20 protein-coding genes, 1 tRNA gene, 2 rRNA genes and 1 pseudogene (1 of these 24 running past the window's edge) are annotated in these 18769 nt (G+C 53.4%); 18 read left to right on the top strand and 6 right to left on the bottom strand.

What is annotated here, in order from left to right; genetic code table 11:
• The 5 genes and pseudogenes from M2305_RS05790 to bfr all read left to right on the top strand — a co-directional run.
• Nucleotides 1-1016 (top strand): 23S ribosomal RNA (locus M2305_RS05790); it begins 1721 nt to the left of the window's first position.
• Between the two features lie 80 nt (nucleotides 1017-1096).
• Nucleotides 1097-1211 (top strand): 5S ribosomal RNA (rrf, locus tag M2305_RS05785).
• Between the two features lie 48 nt (nucleotides 1212-1259).
• Nucleotides 1260-1336 (top strand) — tRNA-Met (locus M2305_RS05780).
• A 186-nt stretch (nucleotides 1337-1522) separates the two neighbouring features.
• Nucleotides 1523-1799, top strand: a pseudogene (locus tag M2305_RS05775) (transposase); the annotation flags it as partial.
• Between the two features lie 460 nt (nucleotides 1800-2259).
• On the top strand, nucleotides 2260-2748 hold the full coding sequence (gene bfr / locus M2305_RS05770; RefSeq protein ID WP_086633061.1) for a bacterioferritin: 489 nt from the start codon (nucleotides 2260-2262) through the stop codon (nucleotides 2746-2748).
• A 47-nt stretch (nucleotides 2749-2795) separates the two neighbouring features.
• On the opposite strand, the gene M2305_RS05765 is transcribed toward bfr, so the two are convergent.
• Nucleotides 2796-3026, bottom strand: coding sequence for a (2Fe-2S)-binding protein (locus M2305_RS05765; RefSeq protein WP_264649937.1), 231 nt, complete (start codon nucleotides 3024-3026; stop codon nucleotides 2796-2798).
• An 88-nt stretch (nucleotides 3027-3114) separates the two neighbouring features.
• Nucleotides 3115-3588, bottom strand: a complete 474-nt coding sequence (locus tag M2305_RS05760; RefSeq protein WP_086633062.1) for an Lrp/AsnC family transcriptional regulator — start codon at nucleotides 3586-3588, stop codon at nucleotides 3115-3117.
• Nucleotides 3589-3699: 111 nt separating this feature from the next.
• On the opposite strand from M2305_RS05760, the gene alr reads away from it, so the two are divergent.
• The 5 genes from alr (at nucleotide 3700) to M2305_RS05735 (ending at nucleotide 8049) form a co-directional block, all read left to right on the top strand.
• A complete protein-coding gene (gene alr / locus M2305_RS05755) occupies nucleotides 3700-4824 on the top strand; it encodes an alanine racemase (RefSeq protein ID WP_264648820.1) in 1125 nt (374 codons plus the stop codon).
• A gap of 126 nt (nucleotides 4825-4950) precedes the next feature.
• Complete coding sequence (locus tag M2305_RS05750) at nucleotides 4951-5397, top strand: RrF2 family transcriptional regulator (protein WP_064274282.1); 447 nt, start codon at nucleotides 4951-4953, stop codon at nucleotides 5395-5397.
• Nucleotides 5398-5634: 237 nt separating this feature from the next.
• The gene (locus tag M2305_RS05745; RefSeq protein ID WP_211499131.1) at nucleotides 5635-5952 is read left to right on the top strand and encodes a DUF2849 domain-containing protein; all 318 of its coding nucleotides are present in this window, start codon (nucleotides 5635-5637) and stop codon (nucleotides 5950-5952) included.
• Nucleotides 5949-7622: a nitrite/sulfite reductase gene (locus M2305_RS05740; protein ID WP_264648819.1), complete on the top strand. Its 1674-nt coding sequence runs from the start codon at nucleotides 5949-5951 to the stop codon at nucleotides 7620-7622. The genes M2305_RS05745 and M2305_RS05740 overlap by 4 nt, the downstream gene beginning before the upstream one ends.
• Nucleotides 7609-8049: a DUF934 domain-containing protein gene (locus M2305_RS05735; protein ID WP_086633067.1), complete on the top strand. Its 441-nt coding sequence runs from the start codon at nucleotides 7609-7611 to the stop codon at nucleotides 8047-8049. The genes M2305_RS05740 and M2305_RS05735 overlap by 14 nt, the downstream gene beginning before the upstream one ends.
• Here M2305_RS05735 and M2305_RS05730 read toward each other — a convergent pair.
• Nucleotides 8046-9095, bottom strand: a complete 1050-nt coding sequence (locus M2305_RS05730; protein ID WP_046900308.1) for a CorA family divalent cation transporter — start codon at nucleotides 9093-9095, stop codon at nucleotides 8046-8048. The two genes, M2305_RS05735 and M2305_RS05730, sit on opposite strands and share 4 nt — an antisense overlap.
• A 178-nt stretch (nucleotides 9096-9273) precedes the next feature.
• Here M2305_RS05730 and trpB point away from each other — a divergent pair, with 178 nt between their 5' ends.
• Both trpB and trpA read left to right on the top strand, forming a co-directional pair.
• The gene (trpB, locus tag M2305_RS05725; protein WP_086633068.1) at nucleotides 9274-10500 is read left to right on the top strand and encodes a tryptophan synthase subunit beta; all 1227 of its coding nucleotides are present in this window, start codon (nucleotides 9274-9276) and stop codon (nucleotides 10498-10500) included.
• Nucleotides 10497-11309, top strand: a complete 813-nt coding sequence (gene trpA, locus M2305_RS05720; RefSeq protein WP_211499128.1) for a tryptophan synthase subunit alpha — start codon at nucleotides 10497-10499, stop codon at nucleotides 11307-11309. Before trpB ends, trpA begins: the two co-directional genes overlap by 4 nt.
• Nucleotides 11310-11381: 72 nt before the next feature.
• Here trpA and M2305_RS05715 read toward each other — a convergent pair whose 3' ends face one another.
• Entirely contained in the window at nucleotides 11382-11945 is a 564-nt protein-coding gene (locus M2305_RS05715; RefSeq protein WP_086633070.1) for an HdeD family acid-resistance protein, read from the bottom strand.
• 272 nt (nucleotides 11946-12217) lie between these two features.
• On the opposite strand from M2305_RS05715, the gene accD reads away from it, so the two are divergent.
• Nucleotides 12218-13087, top strand: coding sequence for an acetyl-CoA carboxylase, carboxyltransferase subunit beta (gene accD, locus M2305_RS05710; protein WP_086633071.1), 870 nt, complete (start codon nucleotides 12218-12220; stop codon nucleotides 13085-13087).
• Nucleotides 13087-14409, top strand: coding sequence for a bifunctional folylpolyglutamate synthase/dihydrofolate synthase (locus M2305_RS05705; protein ID WP_264648818.1), 1323 nt, complete (start codon nucleotides 13087-13089; stop codon nucleotides 14407-14409). The genes accD and M2305_RS05705 overlap by 1 nt, the downstream gene beginning before the upstream one ends.
• Here M2305_RS05705 and M2305_RS05700 read toward each other — a convergent pair.
• On the bottom strand, nucleotides 14385-14699 hold the full coding sequence (locus M2305_RS05700) for a hypothetical protein (protein ID WP_211510246.1): 315 nt from the start codon (nucleotides 14697-14699) through the stop codon (nucleotides 14385-14387). The genes M2305_RS05705 and M2305_RS05700 overlap by 25 nt on opposite strands.
• Nucleotides 14700-14820: 121 nt before the next feature.
• Between M2305_RS05700 and M2305_RS05695 the strand changes: the two genes are divergently transcribed.
• Nucleotides 14821-16335 carry a replicative DNA helicase gene (locus M2305_RS05695; protein ID WP_046900301.1) on the top strand — a complete coding sequence of 505 codons (1515 nt, stop codon included), beginning with the start codon at nucleotides 14821-14823 and terminating at the stop codon, nucleotides 16333-16335.
• A 535-nt stretch (nucleotides 16336-16870) separates the two neighbouring features.
• Here M2305_RS05695 and M2305_RS05690 read toward each other — a convergent pair.
• A complete protein-coding gene (locus tag M2305_RS05690; protein ID WP_046900300.1) occupies nucleotides 16871-17263 on the bottom strand; it encodes a helix-turn-helix domain-containing protein in 393 nt (130 codons plus the stop codon).
• Nucleotides 17264-17369: 106 nt separating this feature from the next.
• Between M2305_RS05690 and M2305_RS05685 the strand changes: the two genes are divergently transcribed.
• The 3 genes from M2305_RS05685 to M2305_RS05675 are packed head-to-tail and all read left to right on the top strand — an operon-like array spanning nucleotide 17370 to nucleotide 18749.
• Complete coding sequence (locus M2305_RS05685; RefSeq protein WP_064274272.1) at nucleotides 17370-17678, top strand: hypothetical protein; 309 nt, start codon at nucleotides 17370-17372, stop codon at nucleotides 17676-17678.
• A complete protein-coding gene (locus tag M2305_RS05680) occupies nucleotides 17678-18190 on the top strand; it encodes a hypothetical protein (RefSeq protein ID WP_264648817.1) in 513 nt (170 codons plus the stop codon). The genes M2305_RS05685 and M2305_RS05680 overlap by 1 nt, the downstream gene beginning before the upstream one ends.
• Nucleotides 18191-18206: 16 nt before the next feature.
• A complete protein-coding gene (locus M2305_RS05675; RefSeq protein WP_264648816.1) occupies nucleotides 18207-18749 on the top strand; it encodes a hypothetical protein in 543 nt (180 codons plus the stop codon).
• Nucleotides 18750-18769: the final 20 nt, after the last annotated feature.

Genomic DNA, 18769 nt, shown 5'->3' with positions numbered 1-18769 from the left:
AGATGTGCAAGCATTGAATTGAAGCCCCGGTAAACGGCGGCCGTAACTATAACGGTCCTAAGGTAGCGAAATTCCTTGTCGGGTAAGTTCCGACCTGCACGAATGGCGTAACGACTTCCCCACTGTCTCCAGCATCGACTCAGCGAAATTGAATTCCCCGTGAAGATGCGGGGTACCCGCGGTCAGACGGAAAGACCCTATGAACCTTTACTGCAGCTTTGCAGTGGCATCAGGAAAATCCTGTGTAGGATAGGTCGGAGGCTTTGAAGCCGGGGCGCCAGCACCGGTGGAGCCACCCTTGAAATACGACCCTGAATTTTTCTGATGTCTAACCGAGACCAGTAAGCCTGGTCCGGGACCCTGCATGGTGGGCAGTTTGACTGGGGCGGTCGCCTCCCAAAGTGTAACGGAGGCGCGCGATGGTGGGCTCAGGCCGGTCGGAAACCGGCTGTCGAGTGCAATGGCATAAGCCCGCCTGACTGCGAGAATGACAGTTCGAGCAGAGACGAAAGTCGGCCATAGTGATCCGGTGGTCCCACGTGGACGGGCCATCGCTCAACGGATAAAAGGTACTCTAGGGATAACAGGCTGATCTCCCCCAAGAGTCCACATCGACGGGGAGGTTTGGCACCTCGATGTCGGCTCATCACATCCTGGGGCTGGAGCAGGTCCCAAGGGTTCGGCTGTTCGCCGATTAAAGTGGTACGTGAGCTGGGTTTAGAACGTCGTGAGACAGTTCGGTCCCTATCTGCCGTGGGTGTAAGAGACTTGAGAGGATTTGTCCCTAGTACGAGAGGACCGGGATGAACATACCTCTGGTGCACCGGTTGTCACGCCAGTGGCACAGCCGGGTAGCTAAGTGTGGACGGGATAACCGCTGAAAGCATCTAAGCGGGAAACCCACCTCAAAACGAGGTCTCATAGAGCCGTGACAGACCATCACGTTGATAGGCCGGGTGTGAAAGTGCAGTAATGCATGCAGCTAACCGGTCCTAATCGCTCATACTTCTCACATCAAACACATGCACAGAAATCAGCCACACTCATAAAACACCAACCTCCACCCACTCTCAAAAAGACTGGGTGGGCTAGAAGACCTGGTGGCCATTGCGAGGGCCCTACACCCGATCCCTTCCCGAACTCGGCCGTGAAATCCCTCAGCGCCTATGATACTGCACCTCAAGGTGCGGAAAAGTCGGTCGCCGCCAGGTCCCCTAGCCCACTCACCACTCCCACAATACCAACATCACCAATACCACCGCGGGGTGGAGCAGCCCGGTAGCTCGTCAGGCTCATAACCTGAAGGCCGTAGGTTCAAATCCTACCCCCGCAACCATATAATAAGTCCTGTCCAGGACCCACAAAAGCCACCCTCCAGGGTGGCTTTCTGCGTTCCAGACTACTCAATCACACCACAAATCACTCGAAGACCCGAACCACCAATCGGTTGAAAAATATAGCTACATCTAGAATGCCAGATGGCTTCGAGGCTGGGGCTAAAAAAGGGATCCGGATCGCCTGAACAGGTGCCGCTGCCCTGCTGGGCAGCCTTTCTGATGCACAATTTCAGGGATGCCCTGGAAGAGAAAGGCAGCATAAAACCCTGCATTCCAGGACGAAGATCTCGCGAGAGACCTGTCAAATACAACAGGCAGAAATACAAGCGCCGCAACCGCATCGAAATCATGTTCGGAAGGCTTAAGGACTGGCGGCGGGTCGTACCCCGCCGCTACGACAGATCCCCGCATGTCTTCTTCTCAGCCATTCGCCGCGTCGCAACCGTCATGTTCTGGATATGAGCCCTATGCCTAGTCTGAAGATTAGAAAAATCCGTGCCCGCCTGAAGGGCCGGATACGGTTCAATGTGGCTACAGATAGGATCGATTTGATTTCAGTGCAGTTATTTTTAATATCGAGATGAATTATAAAATGATCAATCTTTAGCATCGGAATTATGATTTTCTTTGGTGCTCCAGAAAATAAATGGAAAAATTAGATTAAATTTAAGGAATAATAAAAATATCTTCAAATTATTTTATAAATGTAATTTATACACATATACTACGAATTAAAGGTGTAAATGTACAATACTATTATAAACTTTTTAGTAAGTAAGATTAATTATTTGGTTTTTATGGATAAAAAATTCCAAATGAGAATGTATATTATTTTTATCAACAGTTATATTGAACTATTTTTTGTTATCTACTTTCTTTTGGTGTATGGATGGCGAATCAAGATAACGAAGAGGATTATCCCGTGGCGATTAAAGACCCTAAAGTCATCGAGCATCTGAACACGCAGTTGACCAACGAGTTAACGGCCATCAATCAGTATTTCTTGCACGCACGTACGTTGCGCCACTGGGGTGTGACGCTACTCGGTAAGAAAGAATACGAAGAATCCATTGAAGAAATGCATCATGCCGATTGGCTGATCGAGCGCATTCTTTTCTTGGGTGGTTTGCCCAATGTTCAGCGGCTAAATCAAATTTTGATTGGGCAGAGCGTTGAAGAAATTCTCGAATGTGATCTGAAGCTTGAGAAGAAAGCTCTTGAAGATCTTCGTGAAGGTATCGCGTATTGTGAGAGCGTACGAGATTATGTTTCTCGCGACCTTCTTCTTAAGATTCTTGTGAATGAAGAAGAACATGAAGACTTTATTGACCGTCAGTTTGACCTGATTAAGCAGGTCGGAATTGAGCGGTACATTCAAACAAATTCTGCCGCAGCACCTGATCAAGACTAAGTTCTTTGAAAATGCCCGGAAATCCCGGGCATTTTTTTTGCTTTAAATTAGCAGTACACGTTTTGTGTTGTTGTCTGTGCGATATTCGTATTTGCCAGACCGACATTTCTCCGCTCCTGAATGGCTTGTTTTAAGAGGCAAACCATTCCTGGAACGCAGTTCCCACATTGAGCACGGCACTTCCTGGCAGTGTAAATTTCCGAGGGTCGGGATGCTCCGGCATCAATCGCCGACTCAACGTCTTTGTGGGAAAGTGCGTTACATGAACAAATGATCATGAGCTGCTCGTGGCGTCCTATCATGAGGCAATAATTTTCTATACGCCAAATGAGATTGGTTCGCAAATGCAGTTCGATTAAAATCTCCTTATGTTGTCTGGCCTATGTTCTGAGTGCTCCAACGCTGCACAACTGGCCTGATGGCGAAGTTACTGTGAATGCGGATTACACCAGGAAGGCGAGAGAGTTCTTCTTTGTGGATGCGTTCGTAGTCTGCCAAGTCCCGGGCTGCCACATGCAGAAGATAGTCTGCTTCACCAGTCATCAGGTAGCACTCACGAATGTCGGCGCATTCCTTAATGCGGGCTTCAAAGCGTCTTAGAGCTTCGTCCGTCAGGCGCTCCAAGGTTATCTGTACAATGACTGTTGTCAGGTTATGTACAGACCGATCGTCGATGACGGCATGATAACCTCGGATGACGCCTTTCTCTTCAAGCATTTTGACACGTCTCAGGCATGCTGAGGGTGAAAGACCGACGCGTTCCGCGAGGTCTGCATTGCTCATACGACCGTCATGTTGCAGAAGGCGAAGAATGGATTCGGTAGTGCGATCGAAGATCATGTCACAATTTTCCGTCTTCCTTGGTTATATGCTGCATATATAACGTTTAAGACTGAAGAATATGCTGAATTTATGCAGGAAATTTCATTTCGATTTGCGATAGGGTGACGTATGACGATCTTATCAGCTCCTCACCTTTGGCCTGCCTCCCGGGCGGGTGCCACTCTTACGGTTGATCTCAAAGCTATAGCCAAAAACTATCGCTTTTTGAGGGATAGGGTGGGAACGGCAGTTTGTGCCGCTGTTGTGAAAGCGGACGCCTATGGGCTGGGTGCTGAGCAAGTGGCACCTATTCTTGAACGGGAAGGCGCAAAAGAATTCTTTGTTGCTCATGTTGATGAAGGAATCGCTCTGCGTCAGATCGTCTCACCCGAGACGCGGATTACGGTTTTGCATGGCCCACGGCCGGGGGCGGCAGCTGAGTGTGTCTATTTCGGACTTCGGCCTGTTCTCAACAGTCTTGAACAAATAGATCTTTGGAAACGCGAGGCTGCGCGAGAGGGGGCTGTGCTGGAGGCTGTTATCCAGCTGGATAGTGGGATGTCCCGCTTTGGTCTCTCATGGGCGGATGTCAGGAAGCTTTCTGATGATCAAACTCTTTTGGACGGTATCAGTCTTGGGTTGGTGATGAGTCACTTGGCTTGTGCGGACGATCCAGCCAGTGCAGCCAACCAAATCCAGCGCCAAAGATTTCGGGATATGGCGGCCTTAATGCCGGAAGCCCATTTGAGCCTCTCGGCTTCTTCGGGGATATTCCTAGGTACGGATTACCATATGGATTTGGTTCGGCCTGGCGCGGCTCTCTATGGAATCGCTCCTAATGCTGAACTGCCTAATCCCTTGCAGCAGGTTGTTTCTCTTCATGCCCGTGTTCTTCAATTGCGGGATGTGGGGGTAGGCGATGCTGTTGGGTACGGCTTGACCTATCGTCCAGAGAAACCGCGCCGTATTGCGACGGTGGCCGTGGGATATGCAGATGGTTTTTCCAGGCATAATAGCGGGACAGGTTGTGCGTGGCTGGGAGATATCGCGCTCCCTATTGTAGGGCGTGTTTCTATGGATTCCCTGGCCTTGGATGTGTCAGCCGTTCCGGAATCTCAGCTGCATGCAGATATGTATGTTGATTTGATCGGGCCACGCAGAAGCGTTGATGATGTGGCCGCATCTGCGGGAACTATCGGATATGAAATTTTGACCTCTCTCGGCGGACGATATTATCGCGAATATGTGGAGTAGAGTCATCCGATTGGAGCTGTAATCCCGTTTCAATGATTGACAGGGCTGTTTGAAAGACCCAAATACACGAATGAGCATCGCAAGTTGTTCAAGTGCCCTTTCTTTTGCGTTGAATTCGGAAAATTCATGTATCTCCGCCGCGATCGTGCCCTGACAGCTGTTTCAATCATGTTGGATGTTGCTTTTCACGCGGGGCGTTCCGGTGTGGTGAGTGGCGCGGATATTGCCAAGCGGGGTAACATGTTGCGTCGCGGGATTGAGCCTGTTCTTCAGGCTCTTTCAAGAGAAAAGCTTCTGGATAGTGTGCGGGGCCCCAAAGGCGGTTATCGGTTGGGCCGTCCGCCGCGGACGATTACCGTGCATGAAATTGTTCAGGCCGTTACAGAAGAGCATGCCCCGGATGGTGAAGCAGCCAATCCGTTAATAGAGAAGGTTCTTGAACCTTTTTGGGCTTCAATGAATGTTGAGCTAGCCAAAAAAATGGAAGCTGTGACCTTGGAAGGGTTGTTGCGTCAGGCTGAGGAAGCGGGAATGCAGCGACCTAATCGAGCTCCTATCTCCTTCTCAATATAACTAAAAAATATAGTTATAAAAAATTATCACTAAAATTTGCTGATTGAGGTTGGAGAATTCACCATAATGGATCATTATTTGGTCCGTTATGGTGAATTTTTCGTTGCTACGCTCAGTCCTTTTTCATTCGCTGCATTACGTTGAGAAGGTCTTCGGAGTTTCTTTTGACGTCATGCGAGGGGAAACCTGCGAGTTGATGGTTTATCCTATGTCAGTTTCGTTCCTGCGGAGGGCATTATGAAACGACCAGTTCGTGTTGGAGCAGGTGAGAAGCTTGTTTTGACGGCTAATCGCCTTCTGGACGGAAGAATCGTCTGGCGCGATCATGATGGACATTGGGCGGCTCGAGTTGGGGCAGCGGAAAAACTGGATGCTGACGCCGTGAGCGATGTTCTTGAGGGAGCGCAGGCGCGTGCCCAGCAGGATGGTGTCGTAGGTGTATATGAAGTGGCTGTACGCGACGTTGATCCTCCGGAACCTGTGACGGTGCGTGAGCGAATCCGTGCGCATGGTCCAACTGTACATCCGGAATTTTCAGTGGAGGCCGGGCAATGAACGCTCCTGTTGGCCATTACCAATACGATCAGATTGACCGCGATTTTCTGGCCGCTCGCATCGACGAGTTTTCCGGGCAGGTAACTCGCCGTATCGATGGAAGCTTGAGTGAAGACGAATTCAAGCCGCTGCGGCTGATGAATGGTCTGTATCTTCAGCTTCACGCTTACATGTTGCGGGTCGCTATTCCTTACGGAACGATCGACAGTCAGCAGATGCGGATGTTCGCGCATATCGCGCGTCGGTACGATCGTGATTATGGGCACTTTACCACGCGTCAGAATATTCAGTTTAACTGGATAAAGCTGGAAGAAACTCCAGACATTCTGCGCGATCTGGCGAAGGTGGACATGCATGCCATTCAGACCAGCGGAAACTGCATCCGGAATGTGACGTCGGACGAATTTTCGGGTGCTGCTGCGGATGAAGTCGTGGATCCGCGTGTTCATGCGGAAATTCTGCGCCAGTGGTCCACATTGCATCCCGAATTCACGTTTTTGCCGCGGAAATTCAAGATTGCTATTTCTGGCAGTCCGAATGACCGGGTTGCGGCTCGTTTCCATGACATTGGAATTCTGGCTCGCAGTGGCGCGGACGGGCGTCCTGTCTTCCGGATCTTTGTGGGAGGAGGCTTGGGCCGCACCCCCATTATCGGGCAGGAGATATTTGACGCCGTGCCTGAAGAGCGCCTGCTTGCAACGCTCGAAGCGATTGTCCGTGTCTATAATGCGCATGGACGCCGCGACAATATTTACAAGGCACGGATCAAGATTCTGGTTCAGGCTCTGGGCATTGACGCTTATCGTGAGGCTGTCGACGCTGAGTTGCAGCAGATGGATCTGGAACATTACCGTCTGACGCCTGAAATGGTGGATGCGATCCGTGCGCGTTTTGCTGTTCCGGAACTCTCAGCCCCGGATAACGCCTCTCAGGAGCTCTCAGCCAGACGTGCGGCTAATCCGGAGTTTGATCTCTGGGTTCGAAGCAATACGCATCCGCACCGTGATGTGGGTCATATTATAGCGGTTGTTTCGCTCAAGCCTGCCGGGGGAATTCCGGGAGATGCCACGTCTGCCCAGATGGACCGTCTGGCCGATTTGGCTGACGCATATTCCTTTGGCGAACTGCGGATTACGCATCTTCAGAACATTGTTCTGGGGCATGTTCGACAGGATCGGCTGTATGATCTGTGGCAAGCTCTGAAAGAAGTGGACTTGGCATCTGCCAACATTGGTCTGATCGGTGACATCGTGGCATGCCCAGGGCTGGATTACTGCGCTCTGGCAAATGCACGTTCCATCCCGATTGCCCAGAAGCTGGGTGCTCGTTTTGGGGATGCCACCTTGCAGGCAGAAATCGGCGCGCTACGGATCAATATTTCAGGCTGCATTAATGCATGTGGCCATCATCATGCGGGTCATATTGGCTTGCTGGGTGTGGACAAGCGCGGGGAAGAGTTCTTCCAGATTACGTTGGGCGGCCGGGCAGAGAACGGGGCCTCCATTGGAACCATTCTCGGGCCAGCGCTTCCGGAGGACGATACGGTTGATGCGATTGCCCGGCTGGTGGATTGCTACCTTGGTATAAGGCAGAGGGGCGAGACGTTTCTCGATACGTTGGATCGACTCGGGGACGTCCCTTTCAAGGAGGCAGCTTATGAAACTGTTTGAGCTGAACGAGCGTCCCGCCAAGTTTCATGAGGCATTAGTAACGCTTTCAGAGTTGGCAGAGAATACGGAAGCACGTGCTGTTCTTCTGGATATTGCTGATGATGCGACGGCGCTGAAACCGTATCTCAACCGGCTTGAACTGGTTGTTTTGCGCTTTCCGATCTTCCGTGATGGGCGTGTGTTTACGCAGGCGCGGGAATTGCGGGAGTACCTCCGCTTTTCGGGAGAGATTCGTGCGGAAGGGCACGTCCTTCCAGATCAGGCGGCTTTCCTCAAGCGGTGTGGCGTAGACAACGTCGTTTTGCCGGAGGGAAGTGACGTGGAGCTGTGGGAAAAACAGCTTCATCGTTTCCCGGTAGCATATCAGCGATCTGTGCTGCCTTTTCGTCCTGTTGAGGGCGGCCTGCGGATTGAAGAAGACTCCTAACGGGTTCCGAACCATCCACGGCGCCAGAACCAGAAGAGCGGCAGGATGGTGGATAAAACCATCAAGGTAAGGCCGTAAGGGTAGCCATATTTCCAAGTAAGCTCCGGCATGTCCTTGAAGTTCATGCCGTAGATGCCTGCGATCAGCGTTGGCATGATCCCGATTGAGCTGGCGACGGTGAGGACTTTCATGCCGTCGTTTTGCTCGATGCTGATAAAGCCCAACGTCGCATCCAGAAGGAACTGGACCTTGCTGACGATCTGGGCATCGAAGTCGCTCAGGGAGGCGATGTCGCGGCCTGCGACTTTGAGGCGGGATTTGAATGTGTCAGCCGGCGTTGGTGATTTCCCAGCAGTATCTCTGGCGGGAAGGGGAGACGTGCCCTGATCCTTGGCCTTTTGCAGGCTTTGGCTGATGTAATCTTCCAGATAGATACGAACACGGTCGATGCCGAGGAGACTGTCCCGGACTGTTGAGGCTAGGTCTCCGGCATATCCAAGGCGGCGCAGGGTTTCGCGAAGCATGGCGCCCACGCGTGCGCGATCGCGCGGTTGCTCGGCGTTGAAGACGCGGCGGGAAATGGTGTCGAGAGTGCGCCCCAGGCCTTCGAGGATATCAGCCAGGCGGTTGATGATCTCTTCGAGCAGTTCAACCAGTAGTTCCGTTGAAGACGGCGAGACCTTGCCTGCAGGGTATTCAGCCAGCTTTCCCCCTACGAGATCAAATGCGAAATAATCCGTATAGCGGACCGTGATGATTCTCTTTTCCGTCAGGATGAAACCGACGGGTTTGGAAAACGAGACGTCATCCGCACGGCGTACAAGGGGGGTGGAGAGGTAGAGGCAGTTATCCCGTTCATAGTGGCGGGATGAGCTTTCGATCTCTTCCAGCTCTTCCAGTTTGGGAATGTGCACCCCAAGGAGTGTCTCGGCTTTTGTGATTTCATCATGTGTTGGATTGATGAGGTCAATCCAGTTCGTGGCATTGATATCGACGTCCGGGCCGATCTCGCGGGCCGGTGTGCCGGCGGGCCGGGCGAGAAGCATCAGAGAAAGATCCTTGGTCGGAGGCAGGAGGTGTTCTGACTCATGTCTTGAGGATGCGCTCTGTGCAAGGGGGCTGCCGAGAATTCGGTAAGGGTGGTTTCTTGAAAATGGTGTGGATGGACGTTCCCGTCTGGCCTTGGTATCGCTGGTCAGCCCTTTAAGCGGAACAGAGCCCGGTATGACGACCCCTTCATCTTCTTTGTCTAACTCCCTGCGTTCCGGACCGGACGAGCGTGGCCGGTTTGGCGTCTTCGGTGGACGCTTTGTTGCGGAAACGCTGATGCCTCTGGTTCTTGAACTGGAGGAGGCGTATCGCGCGACGCAGGCTGACCCAGCGTTTCGTGAAGAGCTGGACTACTATTACCGGGATTATGTTGGCCGTCCGAGCCCGTTGTGGTTTGCGAAGCGCCTGACGGAAGAGCTGGGTGGTGCGAAGGTTTATCTTAAGCGTGAGGAGCTGAACCACACAGGTTCGCACAAGCTCAACAACGTCATGGGGCAGATCCTTCTGGCCCGGCGGATGGGCAAGACGCGGATTGTGGCTGAGACGGGTGCTGGTCAGCATGGTGTGGCGACGGCGACGGTTTGTGCGCTCTTTGGGTTGAAATGCGTCATTTACATGGGCGCAACGGATGTTGAGCGCCAGAAGCCCAACGTCTTCCGCATGCATCTGCTTGGGGCAGAGGTAAAGCCGGTAACGGCTGGGGCCGGGACACTCAAGGATGCTATGAATGAAGCCATGCGCGACTGGGTTGCGAATGTGGCGGATACGTATTTCCTGGTGGGCACGGTTGCGGGGCCGCATCCTTATCCTGAGATGGTTCGTGATTTCCAGTCCATCATTGGTACGGAAGTGAAGGAGCAGATTGTCCGGGCTGAGGGGCGTCTGCCGGATGTGATTGTTGCGGCCATTGGCGGCGGCTCAAACGCAATGGGGATTTTCCATCCGTTCCTTGATGATGCGGATGTGCGTCTGATTGGTGTGGAGGCTGCCGGGCTGGGACTGGATTCTGGCAAGACGGCGGCATCTATTTCCCGTGGGCGTTCGGGAGTGCTCCATGGCAACCGGACGTATCTGCTTCAGGACAAGCATGGTCAGATCGAAGAGGCGCATTCGATCAGTGCGGGGCTGGATTATCCGGGGATTGGGCCGGAGCATTCCTGGCTGAATGATATTGGCCGTGCCGAGTATGTTGGTGTGACGGATCAGGAGGCTCTGGATGCGTTCCAGCTTCTGACGCGGACGGAAGGCATTATTCCGGCTCTCGAATGCGCCCATGGACTGGCGCATGTCATGAAGATTGCGCCGGAGATGCCGAAGGACAAGATCATCGTGCTGAACGTCTCTGGCCGTGGAGACAAGGATATCTTCACTGTGGCGAGCCATCTGGGAGTGAACCTGTGAGCCGTATCAAAGCCCGTTTTGAAGCCCTCAAGACGGAGGGACGGGGTGCACTGATTCCGTATCTTCAGGCGTTTGATCCGGATTATGAGACCTCGCTGGAGCTGCTGAAGGCGATGCCGGCTGCAGGGGCGGATCTGATCGAGATTGGCGTGCCGTTCTCCGATCCTTCAGCGGACGGTCCGACGATTCAGGCTGCGGCACTGCGGGGGCTGAAGGCTGGGGCGACGTTGGGTGGCGTTCTGGAGATGGTTCGGTCTTTCCGGGAGACCGATGCCGAGACGCCGATTATTCTGATGGGATATCTGAACCCGATTGATAGCTACGGGCCAGCGGAATTCTGCTTTGATGCGGTTCAGGCGGGTGTGGATGGCATCATTGTCGTGGATATGCCGACGGAAGAGGCGGATCTGCTGGATGCCCATGCGCGGGCCGCTGGGCTGGATATCATTTCTCTCGTGGCGCCGACGACGTCCCGGACGCGTCTGTTCCATGTGCTGAAAGATGCGTCTGGATTCGTGTATTATGTGAGCATCACGGGGATCACGGGGACGGGCAGTGCCAGCCAGGCGCAGCTTGAGGAAGCTCTTCCGAAGATTCGGGAAGCGACGGATCTGCCGGTTGCGATCGGGTTCGGGATTTCGACGCCTGAGCAGGCGCGGGCGGCATCCCGGATTGGGGATGCGGCTGTTGTGGCGTCTGCTTTGATCAAGACGATGGCGGGAACGTTGTCTGAGGGGCAGGCGACGGAAAAGACGGTTCCATCCGTATTGAAGCAGCTTATTGAGTTGTCTGCGGCCGTTCGGGGTTGAAACCTGTTTCGGGTGGTGAATTTGGAGCGCATCAGGGGTTTCTCTGATGCGCTCTTTTTATTTGCAGTCTGATCACGTGCGATTGCGCAGTGACATGCCAAAAAGAATGGCAGATGCCCCAGCCATCAGAAGCTCGATGGCAATCAGGGTTCCGATTAGCCACAGGCCTGACCACGGCAGTGTCATGTAGAGAAGGATGCCGATCAGGAGCGTGAAGACGCCACTGACGGCGAGGAGGCCCCAGCCACCTGTTGTGCGGTGCCCGGCGGCCCAGAAGGCACGGCTAAGGCCTGCGAAGATCAGACAGCCTGCAAGGATAGCCGTAATGAAGACTGATCCGGTTGCGGGCTCTTCGATGAGGAGAAGGCCGCCAAGAATGTAAAGTCCGCCGATCAGGCCGGAAAGCCACTGGTTGGGCAGGGGGAGCCCGCGATGCGCGAAGCTCTGCATGATTTGGGCGATTCCACCGATGATGAGCAGAACGCCCAGCAGCACCATGCTGGCAAGCGTTGTGGCGATCGCATCAAAGGCTGCCAGAAGCCCCAGGACGACCAGGAAGGCTCCCACGCCGATGAACCATCCGGGTTTCAGGCCTGATTGAGGGGAGAACTGCACGGTATTGAAACTGTCGGACATTGGGGTTTCTCCGGACGGGAACAGTGGCCCGTCTGTTCACTGATTTTGCCTGATTAAACCGCGAGGACGCTCAGTGGTTGCAGGTGATCGCGGTGCCTGTTCCTTAAGGGAGATGGTGCCATATTTTTGCGAGGCTGGGCACAGTTCTGTATGGCAAGGCTGGCATAAATGTGCTGGCAACGCTAAAACGCGGCGATTATGAATGGCCTGTACAAGAGCCTTTTCCCATTCTGGCCTTCGTCCCGAAGGCAGGCAGAAAGTAACGAGACGACATGAGCTGGCTGACCGATTACGTCCGACCCAAGCTGCGTGGCCTGCTTCAGCGGGACGTGCCGGATAATCTTTGGACAAACTGCGATTCCTGCGGGCAGATGATGCTCGTCAAGGAAATGGAGCGCTCCCAGAAGGTGTGCCCGCATTGTGGGCATCATATGCGTGCGACGGCAAAGGAGCGTCTGGCCTGGACGTTCGATGGTGGCGAATATACGACCATCGAGCTGCCGAAGATGCCGGTTGATCCGTTGGGGTTCAAGGATTCCAAACGTTACACCGATCGTCTGAAGGACGCGCGAAACAAGTCTCATCTTGATGAGGGGCTTGTGGTCGCTCATGGCCGAATTCAGGGGCAGAAGGCTGTGGTGGCCGTCATGGCACCTGAGTTCCTGTTGGGAACGATGGGAGCAGGTCTGGGTGAGGCTTTTGTGGCGGCCTGTCGTTTGGCTGTTCTTCAGAAGGCCCCGCTGGTGATTTACACGGCTTCCGGCGGTGCGCGTATGCAGGAAGGCGCTGTCAGCCTCATGCAGATGCCGCGTACGACGATTGGCGTGCAGATGCTTCAGGAAGCTGGTCTGCCCTATATCGTGGTCTTTACGAACCCGACGACCGGGGGGGTGTCAGCGTCTTTCGCAATGCTGGGTGATATTCACATTGCTGAGCCGAATGCGCTGATTGCTTTTGCTGGTCCTCGTGTGATTCAGGACACCGTGCGCGAGAAACTGCCGGAAGGTTTCCAGAGGTCCGAGTACCTGCGTGAGCACGGGATGGTTGATATTGTTGCAAAGCGCTCGGAGCTACCTGAGCTTCTGGGACGTGTCCTTGGTATGCTGACTCGCCAAAAGGCGGCTCCGGACGTCGCTGCCTGATGGGTGCCCAGAAGGGGGAGCCGGTCCGTCTGGCTGGTGAATATCAGGGACGGCCGGGCGAGGTTCTTGCCCGGTTGCACCAGTTATATCCCAAGCTGATTGATCTTTCTCTTGGGCGGCTGGAAGTTCTTCTGGCTAAGCTGGGTCATCCCGAACTGCACTTGCCGCCAGTCATTCATGTTGCTGGTACGAACGGCAAGGGGAGCACATGCGCTAATCTGCGGGCGATTGCCGAGGCAGCAGGTCTCCGCGTGCATGTGATGACCAGCCCGCATCTTGTGAGCATTACTGAGCGGTTTCGTCTGGCAGGGAAGCTGGTTGACGAAGATACGCTGGTGGATGCTTTTGAAGAGGTTGAGCGCGTTAATGCAGGTGCGCCCATTACCGTCTTCGAGGTTTTGACGGCCGCAGGTTTTCTTCTTTTCTCTCGCATCCCTGCTGACCTTGTCATTCTTGAAGTGGGTCTCGGTGGACGGCTGGATGCCACAAATGTGGTTCCTAAGCCTGCTGCGTGTGCCATCACGACGATCAGTCTGGATCATCAGGCCTTTCTGGGAGAAACGCTGGAGGCTATTGCTGGTGAAAAAGCTGGGATTATCAAGGCTGGTGTGCCCGTCGTTGTCTCTCCGCAGGCTCCAGAAGCGTTGAATGCCATTCGGTCGCATGCGGAGGCATTGAAGGCGCCTCTGTGGAGCCTAGGACAAAATGTGCACGTTCGGGTGGATGGTCTAAAGCTGCATTATTCTGACCCGCAAGGTAGCCTTGAATTGCCCTTGCCGGGTTTGAAGGGGCCCCATCAGGCAACAAATGCAGCTCTTGCGATTGCGGCTTTACGGGTGTCTGGGTTGAATATCCCGTTGAGTGCGTATGAGGGTATTGCCAGAACTGACTGGCCTGCCCGGTTACAGCGATTGCATGGAACGCTTGCTGCTATGCTGCCAGCTGGGTGGGAGCTTTATCTGGACGGTGGCCATAACCCTGGTGCAGGTGAGGTGCTGGGGGAGGTGCTTGATGGTTGGAAGGATCGACCTGTTCACATCATTGCCGGGGTCAAGCAGAGCAAGGACGTGAGTGGATTTCTCAAGCCCCTCTTGGCGCGGGCAGCAAGTGTTCAGGCTGTGGCGGAAGTTGACCAGCATCTTGCCACGCCTGTGGAGGAGCTTGTTGCTGCGTCCGGGGGAATCGCAATCGCTGGGCCGACGATTGTCAAAGCTTTGGAGCGTTTGGCCGAAAGTGGGCAAGAGCCCGCACGCGTGCTGATTTGCGGTAGTCTTTATCTTGCAGGCGTTGCTCTTGCTCAGGATGGCTGGGTTTCCGTCTGAGCAAAATTCTGTCGGACCAGATCATCCCATTCCTGCATAATGGTCTGGTCCGGCATCCTCGCATCCGCTCTGGAATACCAGTAGCGGGCGTTGGCCAGATCTCCTTCCTGTCGGTGAAGAAGGGCGTGAATACGGTCGTTGGGTCGTATGCCTTCGGCTGATTGCACCAGTTCGTGTGCTTTGGCCCAATTCTGTTTTCCAATCCACCAAAGGGCTGTTTGAGGAAGAGACAGGCCGGTGGGCGGACTGGCGTTCTTAAGGCTGTCGTAGAACTTCTCTTTTGAGATCATGTCCCGCGTCCTGATGTAGCGATTGAGAGGCTGACAGGACTGAAAACGTTTTGTCTCGGCAGGAGATGCACATTGAGACGCTGCTTCTGGAGGATGCTGATGGTAAAAGACTGGCGTGACTATGATCGAATCCTTTCCCTCTCCAGCTGCGTCTGACGCGTCCTCTGATGATGGGGGGCTAGGCGCGCTCCTGCGTCGTTCTCCGCCAGCGAATATCGCGGCAGAGCAGGCGCTTCTCGGAGCTATCCTGACAAATAACAAGGCCTATGAGCGGGTCTCGGATTTTCTGGAGCCCGAGCATTTTGCCGACTCGGTGAATGGTCGGATTTATGAAGCTGTGGCCCGCCGCATTGAGCGTGGCCAGTTGGCTGACCCCGTTACGATGAAGGCCGAATTCGAGCACACGGGTGTGCTGGATGCTGCGGGCGGACCTGCGTATCTCGCCAAACTTCTGACCGCTATGGTGGGGATCGTCAATGCCGGGGATTATGGTCGTGTTGTTCACGATGCATGGGTCCGGCGTCAGCTCATCGATATCGGAGAGACAGTTGTAAACAATGCTTTTGGAGCGCGCCCTGATCTGGATGGTAGTGATCAGATTGCGGCTTCTGAAGAGGCGTTGTTCAAACTTGCGACTGAACGTGGTCAAGAAGGCGGGTTTGTCTCGTTCGGCAAAGCCCTTACGGGAGCTATTGATGTTGCTGAGAAGGCATTTCTACGGACGGGCGATGTTGTTGGCCTGACGTCCGGACTGCGAGATCTGGATAAAAGGACGGGTGGGTTGCATCCGTCTGATCTTTTGATTCTCGCTGGGCGTCCGGCCATGGGAAAGACGGCGCTGGCAACAAAAATTGCGTTCTCGGCGGCGCGCTCGATCATGAGAGACGCTGAAGAGCGTGGAGAAAAGCCTCACGGCTCCGTCGCTATCTTCTCTCTTGAAATGTCATCTGAACAGTTGGCGACGCGTATTCTGTCTGGCGAGGCAGAAGTATCGGGTGAAAAAATTCGTCGTGGTGATATCGGACAGAAAGAGTTTGATCGGTTTGTCCGGGTGTCTCGTGAATTGCAGAAGCTGCCACTTTACATTGACGATACGCCGGCTATTTCGCTTTCTGCGATGAGGACGCGATGCCGGAGGTTGGCGCGAACGCAGGGGTTAAGCTTGGTAGTTGTGGATTATCTGCAATTGATGCGTCCGGCGATTGGGACCAAGCCTGACAGTCGTGTGTTGGAAATTTCAATGATTACACAGGGCCTGAAAGCAATTGCGAAAGAGCTGTCAGTGCCGGTTATCGCATTGTCTCAGCTGTCTCGTCAGGTTGAATCCCGCGAAGATAAGCGACCGATGCTGTCGGATCTTCGTGAGTCTGGCTCTATTGAGCAGGACGCGGATGCTGTGATGTTTGTGTATCGTGATGAGTATTATCTGCAGCAGCGGATGCCCAAAGATAGTGCATACGATAGCAACGAGAAGTTTCAGGCAGCGACTGAAGAGTGGCAGCGGAAAATGGCCCTTGTGCATAACAAGGCTGAGTTAATTCTTGAGAAGCAGCGACATGGTCCGACTGGAATGGTCCAGTTGTACTTTGAGGGAGAGTATACCCGGTTCGGCGATCTGGATACGATCCACGAATAAGGATTGGAAAGCGGTCTTCGGACCGCTTTTTTTATGTCCGAGCGTCACCCGAGATCAAATCTCGAAACGGGAATTAACATCCAAGAAATGTCTGCTTCTCGGATTCACGGAAGGCACCAAAGGTTGGCAACACTTTGTTGCAATCTAATTTTTGGTACAGAAGTGAGTTAAAAAAAAATCGGTTCCGCAATGTGATGCAAGTTACGGAAACCAACAGTTTTCATCATGTCAGAGTGCTGTGAGGGGGGGGGTGGTTAGGGGCCACGTTTCCCAACCGGAGAGTACACGCAAGCTTCGCAATGGCAATGAGCCATATTTGCTTCTTGACCTAGTGGCATATTGCCATTAATTTATCGTTAATCGGTGGTTGTCGTGGGGATGGCTGCTGAGGAAGGAAGGGGGCCGGTTGATGCGTTGTGTTTCGCTGATAGCTGGAAACGTTTCTGATTTGTTCATTCCATCGCCGAGGCAGGTTTGCTGCACTACGACGAATGGGGGAGCGTTCGAATGCGCATTGAAGTCAGCGAAGACACTATCAGTGCAGATCCTCGTCTGGTCTCGTGGGCTGATCAGGTATGTCAGAAGTCGTGCTTTTGTCCCTGTCGGGAGCCATGTCTTGCCGCTGGAGCACCAACTCTGGGTGCAGGGCAGCCAGCCGCAGGGCCAGTTCTTCGTCGGTACGACCGTTCAGGACGCCTTTCAGAAGAAAATCTGTCGAGACGCGGAGGCGGTTCGAGAGAGCGGCGATGAGGAAGACGCTGGGCGCGCGATCGCCACGCTCAATCTTGTTGAGGGTGGAGGCATCTACTCCCAGGAGTCTGGCACATTCGCTCTGGTTGGGAATAACGAGTTCCCTGGCCCAGGCGATACGTGTTCCGATAGCTCGCTGGAGGATAGTCAGGGAGTCCGAGCGCTTGTGTTTGGCCATGTGGCCTTTTTAGCAATGGCTTTATGCCAAATCCAGAAGAAGTTTTTTTTCTTATTGCCTATGGCATTTTGCCAAAAATCAAATTTGCAGCATGAAGGAAGTTAGAATGAGGCAGATGAGTGAAAGCCAGACTCCTCGTCGGGTATCTGCCAGCGCCATTGCAGCCATGTTGGCGGCTGACAGTTGGAAGCCTCTCCATAAAGAGGCGCGTAATCGTTCGATGCGCAAGGCTAAAAAGATTGCAAAGGTATCGGGCGGCACTCCGAAAAGACTGGTCGTGGATCGTGAGAGCGCTGAGGCTCTGCCGCCAGGGCATCCTGTGAGCTGGAACGCTTTGTGGGGCGCTGATCGGGTTCCGCAGTTTCCTGTTTTAGCTCCGATGGGGGCTTCTGCGATTTGGGAAAGTATCCACTGATGCAAACGTTAATTCGGGAAATCCCTTCGGTGACCATTGCCCGCCATATGAAGCCCACTCCAGAACGCTTTCAGCATCATGAAATCGTGGAGCGAAATGGGGTGCATCGTGTCGTTAACACAGTGCAGTCGATGTATGAGGCGGACGACATTGGGGACGACGAGGTTTCTGCTGCAGATCGGTGGTACCGGGAGTATCTCTTTGCAACGATTGGTATTGTGGAAGAAAAACCGTCAGATGGCCGTTTTCGTGAAAAGGGCGATGTGCACACGTGGATGATTGGGCGTGGCAAGTGCTCGGTTCGGATTTCGGAAATTCGTGAGAGGTTGGGATTGTGTGGGCACGTGCGTCTTGAAATGATGCTGGCACGAGAAATGTCTTTTTCTGCGATGGCACGTCATCTTTATCCCGGCCTTTCTGAAGGACGGGCGCGTATGAAAATTTCGGCACAATGTGCGTTGCTTCTTGAGCAACTTTCGTATGCGTACGAAAATATGAAGAATAAAATTTAAATCTATCAGAAAAGTATTGAATTTCGAACGCGATTATTGCATAAGAAAAGTACATAGAAGATATCTTATTTCAAAAGGCCAGCTCAATTTTGAGTTTGGCCTTTTTTATTTGGAAGAGTTTCTAGTGTTGGAACGATTTCACATTTCTTCCGGATCAGTTGTCCTTTCCGGTCACCAAGTTATGGTTGTTATTCTTGGGGATGGTTTAGATGTCGTCGCGTGCCCTTTGGTGAATGCTGAGGAAGCGCTTCATCGGGCAGATTGTTCTCTTGAATGGCATGAATTGGTGGACGCAGGGCTCACGCGGCTTGATGTGCGTTGTCGAGCTATTCCCTGTCGGCGAAAAACTTTTTCGTTAAAGGCCCTTGGATGCGTGAGCGAGGCGACCAGAAGCCGTTTGGAAGTTATGGCGCAGCGGGAGCAGCGATTACGATTACAGGAAGTTCCCAGAACACATTTTCCAAGGAAAAAGCCCATACATGCCGGGCAAAAACATGAGGCTTGGCTTGATGGATGGTCAATGAAAAGCCGACGTGAAGCAGAGCTTCAGATTGATTGACGCTCAGAGTCGGGAAGGGA

Origin of the sequence: Gluconobacter cerinus (assembly GCF_025961355.1) — a bacterium.
GTDB classification, from domain to species: domain Bacteria; phylum Pseudomonadota; class Alphaproteobacteria; order Acetobacterales; family Acetobacteraceae; genus Gluconobacter; species Gluconobacter cerinus.
This window is presented reverse-complemented; position numbering and strand designations above follow the sequence as displayed.